This window comes from Pseudomonas kribbensis (assembly GCF_003352185.1).
Taxonomy (GTDB): Bacteria; Pseudomonadota; Gammaproteobacteria; order Pseudomonadales; family Pseudomonadaceae; genus Aquipseudomonas; species Aquipseudomonas kribbensis.
In genome coordinates this window covers 39,556-57,197 of record NZ_CP029608.1, presented here as the reverse complement: position 1 = coordinate 57,197, position 17,642 = coordinate 39,556, and the positions used below count along the sequence as shown (strand labels likewise).

The 17,642-nt window shown below is 61.7% G+C and carries 15 protein-coding genes; 6 read left to right on the top strand and 9 right to left on the bottom strand.

The window, feature by feature from the left end:
- Window positions 1-56 precede the first annotated feature (56 nt).
- A complete protein-coding gene (locus tag DLD99_RS00260) occupies window positions 57-1,670 on the top strand; it encodes an EAL domain-containing protein (RefSeq protein ID WP_114880882.1) in 1,614 nt (537 codons plus the stop codon).
- Here DLD99_RS00260 and DLD99_RS00255 read toward each other — a convergent pair.
- Both DLD99_RS00255 and algB read right to left on the bottom strand, forming a co-directional pair.
- A complete protein-coding gene (locus tag DLD99_RS00255; RefSeq protein ID WP_114880881.1) occupies window positions 1,667-3,457 on the bottom strand; it encodes a KinB sensor domain-containing domain in 1,791 nt (596 codons plus the stop codon). The genes DLD99_RS00260 and DLD99_RS00255 overlap by 4 nt on opposite strands.
- Before the next feature lie 10 nt (window positions 3,458-3,467).
- Window positions 3,468-4,814, bottom strand: a complete 1,347-nt coding sequence (algB, locus tag DLD99_RS00250; protein ID WP_025112294.1) for a sigma-54-dependent response regulator transcription factor AlgB — start codon at window positions 4,812-4,814, stop codon at window positions 3,468-3,470.
- 427 nt (window positions 4,815-5,241) lie between these two features.
- Here algB and DLD99_RS00245 point away from each other — a divergent pair, with 427 nt between their 5' ends.
- The 5 genes from DLD99_RS00245 to DLD99_RS00225 all read left to right on the top strand — a co-directional run bounded on the left by DLD99_RS00245 (window position 5,242) and on the right by DLD99_RS00225 (window position 9,586).
- Entirely contained in the window at window positions 5,242-5,526 is a 285-nt protein-coding gene (locus DLD99_RS00245; protein WP_114880880.1) for a hypothetical protein, read from the top strand.
- 67 nt (window positions 5,527-5,593) lie between these two features.
- The gene (locus DLD99_RS00240) at window positions 5,594-5,758 is read left to right on the top strand and encodes a DUF1328 domain-containing protein (RefSeq protein WP_003177151.1); all 165 of its coding nucleotides are present in this window, start codon (window positions 5,594-5,596) and stop codon (window positions 5,756-5,758) included.
- Window positions 5,759-5,760: 2 nt separating this feature from the next.
- Window positions 5,761-6,225 (top strand): inhibitor of vertebrate lysozyme family protein, encoded by a 465-nt coding sequence (locus DLD99_RS00235; RefSeq protein ID WP_085713053.1) that lies wholly within the window; start codon window positions 5,761-5,763, stop codon window positions 6,223-6,225.
- Between the two features lie 697 nt (window positions 6,226-6,922).
- Window positions 6,923-8,254, top strand: coding sequence for a glutamate/aspartate:proton symporter GltP (gene gltP, locus DLD99_RS00230; protein WP_085612511.1), 1,332 nt, complete (start codon window positions 6,923-6,925; stop codon window positions 8,252-8,254).
- A 102-nt stretch (window positions 8,255-8,356) separates the two neighbouring features.
- Complete coding sequence (locus tag DLD99_RS00225) at window positions 8,357-9,586, top strand: nucleoside recognition domain-containing protein (RefSeq protein ID WP_085713054.1); 1,230 nt, start codon at window positions 8,357-8,359, stop codon at window positions 9,584-9,586.
- Between the two features lie 3 nt (window positions 9,587-9,589).
- Here DLD99_RS00225 and DLD99_RS00220 read toward each other — a convergent pair whose 3' ends face one another.
- From DLD99_RS00220 to DLD99_RS00190, 7 genes are all read right to left on the bottom strand, one after another.
- Complete coding sequence (locus DLD99_RS00220; RefSeq protein WP_114880879.1) at window positions 9,590-10,216, bottom strand: ABC-type transport auxiliary lipoprotein family protein; 627 nt, start codon at window positions 10,214-10,216, stop codon at window positions 9,590-9,592.
- On the bottom strand, window positions 10,213-11,151 hold the full coding sequence (locus DLD99_RS00215) for an MlaD family protein (protein ID WP_114880878.1): 939 nt from the start codon (window positions 11,149-11,151) through the stop codon (window positions 10,213-10,215). Before DLD99_RS00215 ends, DLD99_RS00220 begins: the two co-directional genes overlap by 4 nt.
- A 1-nt stretch (window position 11,152) precedes the next feature.
- Complete coding sequence (locus DLD99_RS00210) at window positions 11,153-11,956, bottom strand: ABC transporter ATP-binding protein (RefSeq protein ID WP_114880877.1); 804 nt, start codon at window positions 11,954-11,956, stop codon at window positions 11,153-11,155.
- Window positions 11,953-13,101 carry an ABC transporter permease gene (locus DLD99_RS00205; RefSeq protein ID WP_114880876.1) on the bottom strand — a complete coding sequence of 383 codons (1,149 nt, stop codon included), beginning with the start codon at window positions 13,099-13,101 and terminating at the stop codon, window positions 11,953-11,955. The genes DLD99_RS00210 and DLD99_RS00205 overlap by 4 nt, the downstream gene beginning before the upstream one ends.
- A 55-nt stretch (window positions 13,102-13,156) precedes the next feature.
- Entirely contained in the window at window positions 13,157-14,185 is a 1,029-nt protein-coding gene (locus DLD99_RS00200) for a DUF5924 family protein (RefSeq protein WP_114880875.1), read from the bottom strand.
- A gap of 76 nt (window positions 14,186-14,261) precedes the next feature.
- Window positions 14,262-15,653: a M16 family metallopeptidase gene (locus DLD99_RS00195; protein ID WP_114880874.1), complete on the bottom strand. Its 1,392-nt coding sequence runs from the start codon at window positions 15,651-15,653 to the stop codon at window positions 14,262-14,264.
- Between the two features lie 167 nt (window positions 15,654-15,820).
- A complete protein-coding gene (locus DLD99_RS00190; protein ID WP_114880873.1) occupies window positions 15,821-17,479 on the bottom strand; it encodes a Na/Pi cotransporter family protein in 1,659 nt (552 codons plus the stop codon).
- Between the last annotated feature and the right edge of the window lie 163 nt (window positions 17,480-17,642).

The window sequence follows — 17,642 nt, the reverse complement described above, 5'->3', positions numbered from 1 at the left end:
CAGGGCGAAAACGCAATCAGCAGCTATAACTCATTGGTAATTCTTCGGATATCCATATGGTTGCTACCCGAGAGACGCTGCGTAGCTGGTTTTATCGTCCGTGGTTTCTGGCGATGCTGGCGGCTGTCCTCAGTGCAGGCCTGTTGATCACCGGCGGGCTGTTCGTGGCCATGCATCAGGTCGAACAGAGTGAAAGCCAGGAAATGAATGCCCAAGGCGAGCGCTTCCTGGCTCGCCTCGAGCAATTGTTCGGCCAGTTGCGTGAAAGCCTCGACGACCTCGAGGCCCAGCCCCTGCGCAGTTGCGATGACGAAATGATCGCCACGCTGCAGCAAGTGACCTTCAACTATCGCTTCGTCTATGAAGCCGCCTACATGGATGACTCGCGCATCTGCTCCAACCGCCCGCGCCAGGAAGGCCTGTCAGTCGTCCGCCCGCCGGACATCAAGGGCCCGACCTACAGCTACTGGCTGAACACCACCACCGAACCCGATGAGAACCGCGCGGCGCTGATGCTCGGCCGCGGCAACTTTCGCGTGGCCACCTCACGCGGGCATCTGACCGACATGGTCGACCTGTCTCCCGACAGCAGCCTGCTGGTGGTGCTGGATCACGGGACCCGGGCGATTCCGGTGCTCGGCGTGCCACAGGCCTGGCCACCCACTGAGCCGTGGCCACCTAAATCCACTGACGCGTTGCAAGTCACCCAGACGCGTCTGATCTATCGCATGCCCACCGACAACCCGGAATATCAGCTGGTGCTGATCAGTCCGCGCACGGGCATGCACATTCCGGAGCTGTGGTGGTGGATGGTGCCGTTCTGTCTGGTACTCGGGGCGCTGGTGGGCGTTCTGGTGTTCTGGATCGTGCGCCAGCGTCAGTCTCTGGACGCCGAGCTTCACGGAGCGATCCGCCGGGGCGAGTTGCAGGTGCTGTATCAACCGATCTTCGATCTCGACAGCCGCAACTGCGTCGGCGCCGAAGCCTTGCTGCGCTGGCGCCGGCCGGACGGCACGCTGACCAGTCCCGACCTGTTCATCCCGATGGCGGAAAACACCGGGCAGATCCGCCAGATGACCGACTTCGTCCTCCAGCGCCTGCTCGAACAACTGGGCCAACTGCTGCGAGCCAATCCGCAGTTGTACATCTCGGTGAACCTGGCGGCATGCGATGTGATGGTGCCGCGCATCGGCCAGGTCATGGCGCGGCTACTGAGCCTGCACCGGGTGGCAGCGCGGCAGATTGCGTTTGAAGTGACCGAGCGCGGGCTGATTGATGTGGTGGTCGCACGGGAAAACCTGCAAGCGCTGCGTGATGTCGGTCATCAAGTGCTGATCGACGATTTCGGCACCGGCTATTGCAGCCTCGCCTACCTGCAGACCCTGCCGGTGGACTGCCTGAAAATCGACAAAGCCTTCATCGACGCCCTCGGCCATGACGCGGCCAGCAGCGGTGTCGCGCCGCACATCATTCACATGGCCCAGGCACTGGATCTGAAAGTGATCGCTGAAGGTATCGAGCATGAATCCCAGGCGGCGCTGCTCAGCAGTGAAGGCGTGAAGTTCGGCCAGGGCTGGCTGTTCGCCCATGCCTTGAGCGCCGTGCAATTCATTGAACTGATCACTCGAGGACGGCGACTCGCCGGCCGCCGGATGGACGACGAAGCCTAGACCGCCAGCGCCATGTAGAACTGCGTGCCCTGCCCCGGCCGCGAATAGACGCCCATCCGCCCGCCATGCAGCTGGACGATTTCCTTGCACAGCGCCAGCCCGAGTCCGGCCCCACCCTTCTTGCGTCCGACCTGGACGAACGGCTCGAAAATTCGCCCCTGCTGACCGTAGGCGATGCCTTCGCCATTGTCTTCGACGCTGATGATCACCCGCTCGCCATGCCGGCGTGCCTGCAAACGGATCAGGCCGTCACGGGCCGTATGGCGCAAGGCGTTGTCGATCAGGTTGTCCAGCACCCGATCCAGCTGGGCCTGATCGGCCTGCAAGCGCGGTAACGGACTCTGTACCTCGACATTCAATGCCACGCCCTTCTGCGCCGCCGTGTCGGCAAAACGCGATTGCGCCTGAACCAGCAAATCCTCGATGGAGCACGGCGCCAGCGTGAGTTTCTGCAAACCGCTCTGATAGCGTGAGAAGTTCAGAAGGTCGTTGATCAACTGCATCAGGCGCTGCATTTCTTCATTGACCGTGTCGAGCAGATCCGACTCGCGGGATTCCGCCGGAAACTTCGCCCGTTCGCGAAACAGCCCGAACGCCATGTGCATGCCGGTCACTGGCGTGCGCAGTTCGTGGGAGGCACGCAATACGAATTCGCTGCGCACCCGCTCGAACGCGCGCTGTTCGGTGACGTCGTGCAGCACCATCACTGCACCAAGGATATGCCCCTGGGTGTGGCTGACCGGGGTCAGGCTGTAGGTCAGCAGCCGCGACTCGCCGTCGACCTCGATGCTCAAGTCTTCCGGCGCGCGCTCAAGGGTTCCGCCGCGCAGCACCAGTTGCAGCTGCGCATCCAGTTCCGGACGCTGGAGCGCGGTGCCCAGGCCTTCGCCAAAGCGGTCACTGTCCCAGCCCAATTGCCGTTGTGCCACCGGGTTCAAGTGCTCCAGATGCCCCTGACGGTCGATCATCAACAAACCGTCATCGATGCTGTCGAGCACGGCCTGCAAACGTTGCTGGCCGGCCAGCAGTTCATCGACATTGGTCGCCTGATGCTCGCGCAGCGCTTCGGCCATCAGCCCGAAACGCCGGGTCAGCAGGTTGATTTCCATGGCCGAGGACACCGGCAGGGTCACTTCGAAATTGCCCTGGCCGATGTTGTCCGCCGCTTTCGCCAGCGCCTCGATCGGCGAACCGAACCGGCGGGCGATCCCTTGGGCGGTAATGAAGCCGATGATCAGCACCGCCAGCCCCACCAGCCCGAGCAGGCCGGCAATCAGCAAGGCCCGGTCGCGGGCGGCGTGTTGTACGGAGTTGATGTTATCCAGTGCGTGCTTGTGTTCAGCGATCAAGCCGTTGCGCAGGGTGTTGAAGCGCTCGCGCAGATCGCCGCTACCGCTCAGGGCCGCAGCCGGGTCGCGGGACACATCGAACGCCTGAAGGAAATTCAGATAATCCGCCTTGGCCTGACTGAACCCGTATTGGCGCCCGTCGTCCTTCTGTTCCTGGGCGATGCCCTCGTCGAGCAGTTCAAAGTAATGCTGCTTGGACGCTTCGAAGGCCACCGGATCGGGCTTCTCGGCAAGCATCATGATCAGTTGATCGCCCAGGGTCTGGCGCAGTTTGAGGCCCAGATCGAGGGTGACGAAGTTGTTGCGGATCAACGCCTCCTGAGTACCGGCCATTTGCATCACGCTGACCAGCCCGAGCATCAGCCCGAGCAAGGCCACGGTGATCAGCGCGGAAATGCTCAGGAACAAGCGGGTCCGCAACTTCATCGCCAGTTTCATCGGCGGGCGCTCACAGGTTGTACTGCTTGCGCTTGCGATACAGGGTCGAGGCGTCGATCCCCAGAGTCTTGGCAGCCTGGTCGAGGGTTCCGGCAGTCGCCAGCACCGCGCCGATGTGGGCTTTCTCCAGCTCGTCGAGGCTCAAGGCCGCACCGACGCGCGGCGCGTTGTTGGCGGGTTGCTCGGCCATGCCGAGGTGGCTGATTTCCACACGCTCCTGCGGGCAAATGATGCTCGCACGCTCGACCACGTTGCGCAGCTCGCGGATGTTGCCGGGCCAGCGGTAACCCAACAGTGCTTCCCGGGCCTCGTCGCTGAAGCCACGGGCCGGACGGGCATATTCCTTCACGAAACGGGCGAGGAAGCGGTCAGCCAGGGTCAGGATGTCTTCGGCTCGCTCGCGCAGCGGTGGCAGATGGAGAGTGATGACGTTCAGGCGATAAAGCAGGTCTTCGCGGAAACGACCGTCGCGCACCATGTCTTCAAGGTTGAGGTTGGTGGCCGCGAGGATGCGCACATCGGCGCGGCGGGTGACTGGGTCCCCTACCCGTTCGTATTCCTTGTCCTGAATGAATCGCAGCAACTTTGGCTGCAATGTCAGTGGAAAATCGCCGATCTCGTCGAGAAACAGCGTGCCGCCATCGGCCTGATTGACCCGGCCCAAGGTGCTTTCGCTGGCCCCGGTGAACGCGCCGCGGCTGTGACCGAACAGCTCGCTTTCCATCAGCTCGGCGGTCAGCGACGGGCAATTGATGGTGACGCAGGATTTCTTCTCGCGCTTGCTCCAGCCGTGAATCGCCCGGGCCAGCTCACCTTTACCGGTGCCGGACTCGCCGAGGATCAGGATATTGGCGTCGGTACTCGCCACTTGCCGCGCGGTTTCCAGTACGACTTTCATCGCCGGGCTGTGGGAATCGAGACCGTCCTTGGGTTTGCGGATCTCGCCTTCGAGGGCTTCCAGACGCGCAGACAACTGGCGGACTTCAAGCTGCTTGGCGGTCGCCAGGCGCAACTGGTCAGGGCTGCACGGTTTGACCAGATAGTCGGCGGCGCCCGCCTGAATCGCGTCCACCGCCGTATCGACAGCCGAATGCGCGGTGACGATCACCACCCGCATCCACGGCGCCTGGATGCGCATCTGCGCCAGCACGTCGAGACCATTGTCTTCGCCGAGGCGCAGATCGAGGAAGCACAGGTCGAACACCTGACGCTGCAACAGCGCATCGGCCTGGGCCGCGCTGTTGGCGGTGGCAACCGTATAGCCTTCGTCTTCGAGGCAATAACGGAAGGTTCGCAGGATGGCGGATTCATCGTCCACCAGCAGAATGCGGCCTTGATGCTCAGTGGCTGATTCCATTTTTCCTACGCTCCATAAGTGAATGTCTTGGGTTAGTCCCGGAAAAATCGGGCAAGTTGCATGGTTGATTCTGATCGATTCCAGTCATAGCAGGGTAGCTCTCTCCTGCCCTCACGGCTAATTCACTGATTTTGTTGATTTTTTAAACAAACGGCGTTTTACAGGCATTTGCCTGCTTCCTTTTCTGACATCCGCACCCTGCTCTCAATTCAAAAAGAATGATTTCTCCTACGAAACATTCGTGCATTTCGCACGACCGTGGATGAGCCATCGTGCAGGATGCGTCGTCCTGATTTCTCATTACGTTTGTAACTATCTGATTTTATTGGTTTTTTTAAAACAAAAAAGCTGGCATGCAGGCTGCAATACCTCTCTCAGCCCGGGCAGATATGCACTGCCCTAACCGAATAAGAGTGAGGAACCCAGGATGACTCGCCAACGTGCCGCCCAAATGCGTATCTCGCCACTGCACCTGCAGCAGGCTCTGTTTGGCGCACTTGCGCTGCTGATCACCCTGATCGCCTGCCAGCAATACCAGCGCTGGGAACAGAGTCAGCAACCCGAGCCCCTGATTTCGATGCAGCACGCAACGCAAACGCACTTCAGTGCCGTCAGCAGCAGCCAGGCCGACAACGGCGCGATGCGCATGATGGATGTCGACCAGCCGCAGCCGCTGGGCGACATGCCACGCGAAGAACGCTGGGTTTTCTGATCCACGAATCTGGGCGCCGCTGCGCCGAGACCGGCAACACCCCTAAATAGAAACAAGGAGAATCACCATGTTGAGCTGGGCAATCACATTCCTGATCATTGCCATCATCGCTGCAGTACTGGGCTTCGGTGGTATCGCGGGCACCGCCACGGGTATCGCCAAGATTCTCTTTGTCGTGTTCCTGGTGATGTTCATCGCCTCGTTCTTCTTTGGCCGTCGCGGCCGAGGTTGACCATGAGTGCTTTAAAGACACTGGCAGCCGCCCTGCTTCTGGGCGGTAGTGCCATGGCGATGGCGGCCAATGATGGCCAGACGCGGGTCAACGAGCTGCTGAGTTCAGACCCGCACTACAGGGAAACCTGGGAAGGCGTGGTGAAGAAGGAAGAACGCCTGCCGGAATGGGTGATGAACCTCTCCGGTACGCCGGACCAACAGATGAATGCCGTCACTGAAGACGGCGACAAGTATCTGGTCGGGCCGCTCTGCGAATCGCAGGACAAATGCCTCAACCACCGCTTGATCGTCGCGTTCAGCTTCGACAAGAAACACGCTTACGCCATGCTGGTCGATGTGCCCGAAGGATTGCCGGCCGACAAGTCGCCCACGCGACATGCCACCTACCGCTTCCTCGGCAAACCCGATCAGGGCATGCAGGATCTGTTGATGGAAACGCTGAAAAAAGATCCGAACTGGTATTGAACATGAAGGCAGCCGACAGCTGCCTTCCATTGCGCCCGCCCGAGGAAGGCCGGTGCATGACCAGGGGGCCGGGACGTTCTGACTGTTGCAGAGTCGGAGTGACCTACGGGTACAGGGAGTGCCTGCGATGAGGGCCGGGTCAGGGTAAAAGCTGCGACGCAAGTTCGCCAACCCGGAGCGGTTCGACGGACTTGCGCTGAGCTTTCAAAGTGACAAAACATTGATCCAGAGCGTTCTGCTCATCTTTTTATCGATCACACTGCGCGCGAAAAGCATTTCGCGGTGTTTCCTCGCGACCGTATATCGAGAAAGAGTCGATAAAGCCAGTCGGCGTTTTAGATTCGAAACGTAGGCTTTTTCGGAAAATTTTCGTCGAAATCACTCGTTCAAAAAATAACCAATCTACGCTGTAATGGCCGGTTCACGGCACTTATGCCTGCCGAAATGTCGTATTCGAACCGGTTGGGACGCCAGTTTCATTTAAAAAAGCTCATGCCGATTCGGCATAGGGTAGGCGTTTACGGCATTAGACGGCGCAACCCCGCATCGGAATAGTTGCGCCTTTTTTCGCCTGCCGGAGAGCCGTAAACACGCGCTTCGGGGCACCTTATACGGAGGCAGATGCACAGACTTTTCCGCCAAGAGCGTTCCAGTTCCTGCATGTGCCTTGAGTCAAACGCAAGTAAGGGTAAAGAATATGAAGAAGGCAAAGCTTAGCCTCGCCTGGCAGATCCTCATCGGTCTGGTATTGGGGATTGCAATCGGTGCGTTGCTCAACCATTTCAGTGCCGAAAAGGCCTGGTGGATCAGCAACGTCCTGCAACCGGCAGGCGATATCTTTATCCGTCTGATCAAGATGATCGTGATCCCGATCGTCATTTCTTCCCTTATCGTCGGCATCGCCGGCGTGGGCGACGCCAAGAAGCTCGGGCGTATCGGCCTGAAGACCATCATCTACTTCGAAATCGTCACCACCATCGCCATCGTCGTCGGCCTGTTGCTGGCCAACCTGTTCCATCCGGGTGCCGGCATCGACATGAGCACCCTGGGCACCGTGGACATCTCCAAGTACCAGGCGACCGCCGCCGAAGTACAGCATGAACACGCGTTCATCGAGACCATCCTCAACCTGATCCCGTCGAACATCTTCGCGGCCATGGCCCGCGGCGAGATGCTGCCGATCATCTTCTTCTCCGTGCTGTTCGGTCTCGGTCTGTCGAGCCTGCAGTCGGACCTGCGCGAGCCGCTGGTGAAGATGTTCCAGGGCGTCTCGGAAAGCATGTTCAAAGTCACCCACATGATCATGAACTACGCCCCGATCGGCGTGTTCGCCCTGATCGCGGTGACCGTGGCCAACTTCGGTTTCGCCTCGCTGCTGCCGCTGGCCAAGCTGGTAATCCTGGTTTACGTCGCCATCGCCTTCTTCGCCTTCGTGGTGCTGGGCCTGATCGCCAAGATGTTCGGTTTCTCGGTGATCAAGCTGATGCGCATCTTCAAGGATGAGCTGGTGCTGGCTTACTCCACCGCTTCCTCGGAAACCGTGCTGCCGCGCGTGATCGAGAAGATGGAAGCCTACGGCGCACCGAAAGCCATCTGCAGCTTCGTGGTGCCGACCGGTTACTCGTTCAACCTCGACGGTTCGACCCTGTACCAGTCCATCGCCGCCATCTTCATCGCCCAGCTGTACGGCATCGACCTGTCGATCAGCCAGCAACTGCTGTTGGTCCTGACCCTGATGGTCACCTCCAAAGGTATCGCCGGCGTGCCGGGTGTGTCTTTCGTGGTACTGCTGGCCACTCTGGGCAGCGTCGGCATTCCGCTGGAAGGCCTGGCCTTCATCGCCGGTGTCGACCGTGTGATGGACATGGCGCGTACCGCCCTGAACGTGATCGGCAACGCCCTCGCCGTACTGGTCATCGCCCGCTGGGAAGGCATGTACGACGACGCCAAGGGCCAGCGCTACTGGAACTCGCTGCCGCACTGGCGCAGCAAGGAAAAACTGCCGGCCGGTGACGTTTCGAAAAACTGATCTCCGCCTGCAAGGCACCCTGACAAACCCCGGAGAAATCCGGGGTTTGTCGTTTCTGGCGACCCCGCTATCATTCGCCGCATCTTCCGGGGGATTTGACTGATGCTTAATGGCCTGTGGCTTGGCTTCTTCATCGTGGCAGCCGTGTCGGCACTGGTGCAGTGGCTGGTCGGCGGTAACGCCGGAATCTTTGCGGCGATGGTGGAAAGCATTTTTGCCATGGCCAAGCTGTCGGTCGAAGTCATGGTGCTGCTGTTCGGCACCCTGACCCTGTGGCTGGGCTTCCTGCGCATTGCCGAGAAAGCCGGGATTGTCGAATGGCTGGCCAAGGTACTCGGGCCGTTGTTCTTGCGGCTGATGCCGGAGGTGCCGGCCGGGCATCCGGCGCTGGGCCTGATCACCCTGAACTTCGCCGCCAACGGCCTGGGCCTGGACAACGCCGCCACACCGATAGGCCTCAAGGCCATGAAGGCGCTGCAGGAGCTCAACCCCAGCTCGACCATCGCCAGCAACGCGCAGATCCTGTTTCTGGTGCTCAACGCGTCGTCCCTGACTCTGCTGCCGGTGACGATCTTCATGTACCGCGCCCAGCAAGGCGCGCCGGACCCGACGCTGGTGTTCCTGCCGATCCTGCTGGCCACCAGTTGTTCGACCATCGTCGGCTTCCTGTCGGTGGCGTTCATGCAGCGGCTGCGGGTCTGGGACCCGGTGGTGCTGGCCTACCTGATTCCCGGCGCGCTGATCCTTGGCGGCTTCATGGCGTTGCTGGCGACGATGTCGGCCACGGCGCTGGCGGGGCTGTCGTCGATCCTCGGCAACCTGACGCTGTTCGGCCTGATCATGTTGTTCCTGGTGATCGGCGCCTTGCGCAAGGTGAAGGTCTACGAAGCGTTCGTCGAAGGTGCGAAGGAAGGTTTCGACGTCGCCAAGAATCTATTGCCGTATCTGGTGGCGATGCTCTGCGCGATCGGCGTATTGCGCGCGTCAGGCGCTTTGGATTTCGGCCTCGACGGTATTCGTCATCTGGTGCAGTGGGCAGGGTGGGACACGCGCTTCGTCGATGCGCTGCCGACTGCGATGGTCAAGCCGTTCTCCGGCAGCGCCGCCCGGGCGATGCTCATCGAAACGATGAAGACCTCCGGCGTCGACAGCTTCCCGGCGCTGGTGGCGGCGACGATCCAGGGCAGCACCGAGACCACGTTCTACGTGCTGGCGGTGTACTTCGGCGCGGTGGGCATCCAACGCGCACGGCATGCCGTCGGTTGCGCGCTGCTGGCCGAGCTGGCGGGTGTGCTCGGCGCTATCGGCGTCTGCTACTGGTTCTTCGGTTAAGGCTCAAGGCCGGGCAGGTGGGGCAACTTTCTGCCCTTGCTCCACCGCCCATGCCACGACTTTCGCAGTGAGGCGATCACTGGCCTGTCCAAACCCGGCAACCACCGCCGGAACCTTCACATCACTCAACGGCTGGCGCTCTTCAAAGCGGTGGCTGGCAAGAATCTTCTGGTCATAGCCGCGCACCAGCAACGCATCCACCCGTACCACGACGCTGGCCTGATTGCCCTGATATTCAGTCTGGAACGCCTGCAAGCTGCCGCCCAGCTCCAGATCCGCAGAAAAGTTGCTGTCATCGGTACTCAGCAACGTCACCCGGCCATCACGCGCAAAGCCATCGAGCAGCCGGTTACGCACCAGCACCGGCGCCGGATCGCTCCAGCGCGAAGCCTTGTAGGTGCTGATCACATCGCCCTGGGGAATCACGGCGATGCCCGGACGGTTCAGCGCTTCGCTGGCTTGCAGTTTGTTCAGGCGCAGCGACCAGTGTTGAGTCGCTGCCGAACCGGTCGAGGCGGGCGCCTGTGCGGCTGGCAAGCGGTAGACATCCAGCGGCTCGGACTTGGGCAGGATCGAGCAGGCGCCGATCAGCGTGAAGCCGGCGAGGAGGGCGAGGCGAGTCAGCTTCATGGCGTGAACTCCTTGTTCTTTTCACTGCCCAGCAGGTAACCGCTGGGGTTGGCCTCCAGACGTTGGGAAATGGCCCGCAGCGAAGTCAGGGTTTCACGCAGTTCGCGCACTGCCGGCGCGAGGCCGTTGAGCCCCTGCATGCCGCTGTCGAGGGAATTCTGATTCTTGCTGAGCAAGCCGTTGATGGTGGCGCTGCTCTGCTCCAGCGACTTCATCGCCTGCTCGGCACTGCCAAGCGCCTGTTTGCCCTGATCGTTGAGCAGGCCGTTGGCGTTGCGCATCAGCGCCGAAGTCTGCTCGAGCATGCTGCCGGCCTGTTTGCCGACGGTTGCCAGTTGTTGCATGGCCTGGCGCAGGTCGCCGCGCTGATCGTTGATCGAGCCGGTGGTCTGTTCCAGGTGCTCGAGGGTTTTGCTCACGCGCTCGATGTTGTCGGCGGAGAACATCTGATTGGCATTGTTCAGCAGCGTGCTGACTCCGCTCATCAGGTCGTTGCTGTCGTTAAGCAACCGAGAGATAGGCGAGGGCGAGGCGACGATGGTCGGCAGTTCGCCGTCCCTGCCACGCAGTTTCGGGCTCTCTGGCGTGCCGCCGCTGAGCTGGATGATCGAGGTGCCGGTGATCCCGGCCAGCGCCAGTTTGGCCAGTGTGTCTTCCTTGACCGGCGTATCGCCGCCGAGGCGAATCCGCGCCAGCACCCGGCGCGGGTCCTTCGGGTCGAGCCGCAGGCTGACCACGTCGCCAACCTTGATCCCGCTGTACTGCACCGGGCTGCCCCGGGACAGGCCGCTGACCGCCTCGTTGAAGACGATTTCGTAATCCTTGAACTCGGTGTCGACGCTGGACTTGGCCAGCCACAGACCGAAGAGCAGGGCGCCGGCCACCACAATCACCGTGAACAGGCCGATCAACACATGATGGGCTCGGGTTTCCATGTCAGACCTCGTTGAGCAGTTTGGCGGCGTCCAGCGCCGAGCGGCCGCGAGGGCCGTGGAAATATTCGTGAATCCACGTGTCGTCGGTTTCCGAGACCTCGTCGATGGGCCCGGCCACCAGCACTTTTTTCTGCGCCAGCACCGCCACCCGGTCGGTGATGGTGTAGAGCGTGTCGAGGTCGTGGGTCACCAGAAACACGCTCAGGCCCAGGGCATCGCGCAGGGTCAGGATCAACTGGTCGAACTGCGCAGCGCCAATCGGATCGAGACCGGCGGTGGGCTCGTCGAGAAACAGGATGTCCGGGTCCAGTGCCAGCGCCCGGGCCAGCGCCGCCCGCTTGATCATGCCGCCGGACAGCGACGCCGGGTATTTGTCCGCCGCCGACAGCGGCAGCCCGGCCAGCGCCAGCTTTACCGCCGCCAGGTGCTCGGCGTCGTCACGGCTCAGGCCGGCATGTTCGATCAGGGGCAGGGCGACGTTCTCGGTGACGGTCAGCGAGGAGAACAGCGCACCTTTCTGGAACAGCACGCCAAAGCGCCGCTCGACCAGCGACCGCTCGTGCTCGGACAGGCTCGGCAGGTTCTGGCCGAACACTTTCACGTTGCCTTCGCTGGGCCGGCGCAAGCCGACGATGCTGCGCAGCAACACCGACTTACCGCTACCGGAACCCCCAACCACGGCGAGAATTTCGCCTTTGTACAAGTCGAGGTCGAGGTTCTCGTGCACGCTCTGGCTGCCGAAGCGATTGCACAGGCCACGGACTTCGATCACCGCCTCGGACGGCACGCGGGGTAGACGACTCACCAGCCCATCTCCATGAAGAACAGCGCGGCAACCGCATCGAGCACGATCACCACGAAGATCGATTGCACCACGCTCGAGGTGGTGTGGGCGCCGACCGATTCGGCGCTGCCGCTGACCTTGAAGCCTTCCAGACAGCCGATGGCGGCAATCAGGAACGCGAAGATCGGGGCTTTGACCAGGCCAACCAGGAAATGTTGAATCCCTATGTCGCTTTGCAGCAGCGACAGGAACATCGCCGGCGAAATATCCAGCGACACGGCGCAGACCACCGCGCCACCGATGATCCCGCAGATCATCGCGAGGAAGGTCAGCATCGGCAGGGCCACCAGCAACGCCAGTACCCGCGGCACTACCAGCAACTCCATGGGGTCGAGGCCGAGGGTGCGGATCGCGTCGATTTCCTCGTTGGCCTTCATCGAGCCGATCTGTGCGGTAAAGGCACTGGCGGTGCGGCCGGCCATCAGGATCGCCGTGAGCAGCACGCCGAATTCGCGCAGGAAGGCGAAGCCCACCAGATCCACGGTGAACACGCTGGCGCCGAAACTGGCCAGCACCGTTGCCCCGAGAAACGCCACCACCGCGCCCACCAGAAAGGTCAGCAGCGCCACGATGGGCGCGGCGTCGAGGCCGGTTTGTTCGATGTGCGCGATCATCGGCGTGATCCGCCAGCGTTTGGGCCGGAACAGACTGCGAGCAATGGTTTCGAGGATCAGGCCGACGAAGCCGAGCAGTTGCAGGGTGTCTTGCCAGACCGTGTCGACGGCCCGGCCGATGCGGGTCAGCAGTTGCACGCTGACGCTGATTTCCGGTTCTTTGATCGGCACGCAGAAGTCGGTCAGCGAGCGATACACGGTTTGCAGCAAGGCGCGGTCGGCCGTGGAAATCTTGCAATCAGGATGTTCGGCGGATTTGCCAAGGCGCTCGGAGCCGAGGAGTTCCACCAGCAGCGAGGCGCCGGCGGTGTCGAGGGCGCCGAGGCCGTTGAGATCGATGGTGGTGCTGGCGTCGTACTGACCGCGGAGCGTTTCGCTCAGGTGCTTGAGTTCGGCGTAATGGGCGAGCGTCCAGTCCCCGGTGACCCGCAGACGGGCAGGGCTGATCGTGGTGTCCAGTCGGGCATTACCGGTCATCGAGCTGCTGGTCATAAGCTCCGTGCTTGTTCGGCTGAATTCGCGAACCTACGTAATAGCACGAACCGGATTACTTTTCTTTGGTCGGTGTGCTGTCCGTGACTTCGAAGCGCAGCACGCCGATTACCTGGTCGTCTTCGGTCAGCACCCGCACCTGCCAGTCACCGACCGGGTTGCCGGGGAAAACCTGCTTGTGGGTCCACGCCCGGTAGCCTTCCTTGCGCCCGCCGTGGATGTCCAGGGCAATGCGGTCGACCTCTTTGCCGTTGAACTGCCACACGTGATAGATCCGCTCATCGAGCCCGCGCGGTGCGTTGATCGCGGTGTAGGCGTAGAGCCCGCCGTTGCGGATCTGCTCGGCGCTGAGTTGCTCGAGGCTCGCGCCGGGGGTGCGATCCTGCAACTGGGTGCTGATCGCCACATCGGTCATCCACAGCGTCGCCGGCGGCACCCACGAACGCAGCACCCAACCGACGCCGCCGATACCAATGGTGATGCTGAGGATCGCCAGCGCGTTGCGCACGGTGCGGATCGGGAAGATCGACGCCAGACTCGGGAACGACAGGACCACGGCAGTCCCCAGCGCCCATTTGAAGCTCTGCGACGTGGTCAGGTGCATGATCACCGGCAGCGCGGTGAGCAGGGCGGCGAACAATGTCAGGGTATGCAATGCAAGGAACGCCCAGCGCCGCGGCGCCAGCCATTTGTAGTAGAGCGGATCGACGATCGAGATCAACGCGGCGATGCACAGCAAACCGGTGAACACCAGTTGGCCGCTGTTCCAGGTGGTGGTGATGAAGAAGAACGGCAGGACGAAAAACAGGCTTTCCTGGTGGATCATCTGCGTCGCATAACGCAGCAGCGGCTGGGGGATTTCCCGTTTGAAAACCCGCGTGAACAGCTCGGTCAGGCTGTTTTCCAGCATCAGCCAGATCCAGCTCAGCAGCATGATCGTGGTGATCCAGCTCGCCAGCCCCTGTTGCCGGTCGACCAGGATGAAACTGCCGACTCCGGAGATGAAACCACCAAGCGCAATGACCCCGGGGTAGCGCTTCATCAGTTCGAGGATGCGCTGGATCAGAAGGGTCAATTTGGGCATTTGGGCGGTTCACAACAGTCGAAGAAAAAAACCTCGACAGAGTACCGCCCGCCGGGGGCTGTGGCGAGGCTGTCGATCAGTCTGAAGGCACGGATTTGCGCCGGCGCAGATGCCAGCCGAGCAGGACAAGCCCCAGAACACCGACCGCGCCGCCAATCAGCCACAGCACCTGATCGTCACTGAACAGCGGCTTCTCGATCCGCAGATAGCCCGGCTGCAACAGCAATTCGCGCATGGCCTTGTTCGCCGCCTCCAGCGTGACCCCTTGCAGTTCCCGGGCGGGATCGGCGAAACGGCCATCCTCGTAGTCGCCCAGCGCGCTCCAGTAATAGTCGGCCATGCCGCTGTTGCCCTGCACGGCCCAGGCCTGGTGGGCGATGGCTGCCTGTTTGATGCGATTGAAGGTATCGGCATCGAGGCCGTTTTTCAGCAGGCTGGCCTTGAGGTCTTCCAGCACCTGCTCGGCTTCGGCGATGTCGCCACGATCCAGATCGGCGTTGAGGCTCATGAAGCCGACACCGCCGAACACCTCTCGCTCGGCCCAGGGCCCGTAGGACAGGCCATGGTTCAAGCGCAGCTCGCGGTACAGCGCCCACTCCAGATACTCCTTGAGCAGGTCGAAAGTCTCGTCGTACTGATCGTCGAGCATCGGCTCCGGCACCAGCCAGTGCAGCTTGGCGCTGTTACCGATGAAACCGCGAGTGATCGTGCGTTCGTGAGCAGCGCTGGTGCGGATGTCCGGCAGCGACCGGTGCTCGCTCGGATCGACCGCCTCAAGCGCGCCCCACGCCCGTTCCAGATAGGCCGGCAGCAGCTTGTCGAGGTCACCGACGACGATCAGGGTCATGTTGTTCGGCGCGTACCAGGCCTTGCGCACCTTATCCAGCTGCTCGCGGGTCAGGCCCTCGACTTCGGCCCGTTGCGGGCATTTCAGGCCCAGCTCGACCGCCAGTTGATTGCTCGCACTGTGGCCCAGATCCTGACGGTCGAGAAAACGCCGCAGACGGGTGTAATGGCCGCCATCCTCGCGCTCGACCACCCGTTTGGCGGCGTTGATCGCGTTGTCGTCGAAACGGGTCTGGGTCAGCAGATCCAGCAACAGGTCGAGCACCTTGCGCTGGTTCTTCGCCGGAGCTTCGATGACGAAGGTGGTGTCGGCGTTGCTGGTGAAGGCGTTCCAATCGCCGCCCAAAGCCTGCATACGTTCTTCGAGGCCACCTTCGCCGGTGGCGTCGATGCCGCTGAACAGCAGGTGTTCAAGCAGGTGCGGCAGTTCCTTTTCATTGCAGTCGAAGTCGTCGAGGCCGACGCCCACCACCAGCCGGATCGCCACGTGCCCGCGCTCGGTGCCGGGCTTGAGCAGCAGTTGCAGGCCGTTGGGCAGCGCATAGCCTTCGACCTGGAAGCGATCCAGGGCGAAGGCGGGCAGGGAACCGAGCAACAGACAAGCGAACAACAGGCAACGCATAACGAGCTTCCATACAGCTGAATTGGAGATCCGTGTCGTCAGCCCGGCCCTCATCGCCAGCAGGTTGGCTCCCACATCTGAAATGCAATCTCTGTGGGAGCCAGCCTGCTGGCGATAGCGGCCTGAAGGCTGAATCAAAGTTACTGACTGACCACAGTCCCAGACGTTCAAGGCGAATGCGTGATGTCCGCCATTTCGTCCGCCGCCAGCGCGCCGGTATCGGAAGTTTCCAGCACCACATAGGCGCTGCTGCAGAACAGCGAATTCAAACGTTTCATGTCGGCAATCAACTCCAGGTGCAGCGAACTGGTCTCGATACTTTGCACGATCTTGCGTTGCAAACGGCTGACATGGGCGTGGGCCAGACGGCGTTCCTGGGCGCGGAAGCGACGTTTCTCGCGCAACAACTGACGGGCGCTTTCCTTGTCGCCACTGAGAAACACCGACAGCCCGAGCCGCAGGTTGGCGATCAATTGCTGGTGCAGCCCGGCCAGCTCTTCCAACCCGTCTTCGGAAAACGAACGGCGTTGCGAGGTCTTCTGCTGCTGCACCTTGCGCAGCATGCGTTCGATCAGGTCGCTGGCGAGCTTGAGGTTGATCGCCAGTTCGATGATTTCCGCCCAGCGCCGACTGTCCTGCTCACCGAGATCCTCCCGGGGCATCTGCGCCAGATACAGCTTGATCGCGCTGTACAGCGCCTCCACGTCATCGGTCAGTTTGCGCATTTCCTGGGTGACGGCAGTCTGTTTGCCGCGCAGCACGTCGAGGGCGGCATCGAGCATGTTGTCGATCAGGTCGCCCATGCGCAGGGTTTCCCGGGCGGCGTTGGCCAGCGCCAGGCTTGGCGTGACCAGTGCCGTCGCGTCGAGGTGACGGGGTTTGGCGGTGCCGTTGACCTCCGGACGCTCCGGCAACAGCCAGGCGCACAGCCGTGCCATCGGCGCGACCGTCGGCAGCAGGATCAGGCAGCGCGCCGTGTTGTAGAGCAGGTGGAAGCCGATGACCATTTCCTGCGGGCTGTAATCGAGGTTGTCGATCCAGTGCGCCAGCGGATCAAGCACCGGAATGATCAGCAGCAGCCCGATCAGTTTGTACAACAGGCTGCCCAGCGCCACTTGCCGGCCGGCGGCGTTCTGCATGCTGGTACTCATGAAGGCCAGCACGCCACTGCCGATGTTGGCGCCGATCACCAGACCGATCGCCACCGGCAGGCTGATCACGTTGGCACCCGCGAGCGTCGCAGTCAGCAGCACAGCGGCCAGGCTGGAGTACGAAATCATCGCGAACAACGCACCGACCAGGGCGTCGAGCAGGATGTCGCCGGTCAACGAGGCGAAGATCACCTTCACGCCTTTTGCGTGGGTGATCGGCCCGGCGGCCTCGACGATCAGTTGCAGGGCCAGAATGATCAGCCCCAGCCCGATGGCCACACGGCCCATCTGCCCGAGCCGCGTCTGTTTGCGCGACAGAAAGAAAATCACCCCGAGAAAAATCAGCAGCGGCGACAGCCACGACAGATCGAACGTCAGCACCCGCGCCATCAGCGCCGTACCGACATCGGCGCCGAGCATGGTGGTCAGGGCCGGGGTCAGCGCCATCAGGCCCTGGCCGACGAAGGAGGTGACGAGCATGGCGGTGGCGTTGCTGCTCTGCACCATGGCGGTCACGAGGATGCCGGCGATGAAGGCGAGCCAGCGCCTGGACATGTTCTGGCCGATCACATGGCGCAGGTTGGTGCCGTACACCCGCAGGATGCCGGTTCGAACGATGTGCGTGCCCCAGATCAGCAAGGCCACGGCAGAAAGCAGATTGAGCAGGGTTAGCATGCAGACCCCCTGTATTTGCAGCGCCCCAAAGGGGCAAGTTGACGATACCGCGCGGTTTCTACGTGTTGTTCTTAAGCTGTAGTTGGCTAACGGTCCGGGCGCCAGCATTGCACAGCTAAAGTGGGGATTGAAACAAAAGCGTCATGAAAACAGGTTCATGCAG

Coding starts and splice junctions, on each gene's coding strand:
- DLD99_RS00260 (WP_114880882.1), top strand. CDS start 57: ATGGTTGCTACCCGAGAGACGCTGCGTAGCTGGTTTTATCGTCCGTGG.
- DLD99_RS00255 (WP_114880881.1), bottom strand. CDS start 3,457: ATGAAACTGGCGATGAAGTTGCGGACCCGCTTGTTCCTGAGCATTTCC.
- algB (WP_025112294.1), bottom strand. CDS start 4,814: ATGGAATCAGCCACTGAGCATCAAGGCCGCATTCTGCTGGTGGACGAT.
- DLD99_RS00245 (WP_114880880.1), top strand. CDS start 5,242: ATGACTCGCCAACGTGCCGCCCAAATGCGTATCTCGCCACTGCACCTG.
- DLD99_RS00240 (WP_003177151.1), top strand. CDS start 5,594: ATGTTGAGCTGGGCAATCACATTCCTGATCATTGCCATCATCGCTGCA.
- DLD99_RS00235 (WP_085713053.1), top strand. CDS start 5,761: ATGAGTGCTTTAAAGACACTGGCAGCCGCCCTGCTTCTGGGCGGTAGT.
- gltP (WP_085612511.1), top strand. CDS start 6,923: ATGAAGAAGGCAAAGCTTAGCCTCGCCTGGCAGATCCTCATCGGTCTG.
- DLD99_RS00225 (WP_085713054.1), top strand. CDS start 8,357: ATGCTTAATGGCCTGTGGCTTGGCTTCTTCATCGTGGCAGCCGTGTCG.
- DLD99_RS00220 (WP_114880879.1), bottom strand. CDS start 10,216: ATGAAGCTGACTCGCCTCGCCCTCCTCGCCGGCTTCACGCTGATCGGC.
- DLD99_RS00215 (WP_114880878.1), bottom strand. CDS start 11,151: ATGGAAACCCGAGCCCATCATGTGTTGATCGGCCTGTTCACGGTGATT.
- DLD99_RS00205 (WP_114880876.1), bottom strand. CDS start 13,101: ATGACCAGCAGCTCGATGACCGGTAATGCCCGACTGGACACCACGATC.
- DLD99_RS00200 (WP_114880875.1), bottom strand. CDS start 14,185: ATGCCCAAATTGACCCTTCTGATCCAGCGCATCCTCGAACTGATGAAG.
- DLD99_RS00195 (WP_114880874.1), bottom strand. CDS start 15,653: ATGCGTTGCCTGTTGTTCGCTTGTCTGTTGCTCGGTTCCCTGCCCGCC.
- DLD99_RS00190 (WP_114880873.1), bottom strand. CDS start 17,479: ATGCTAACCCTGCTCAATCTGCTTTCTGCCGTGGCCTTGCTGATCTGG.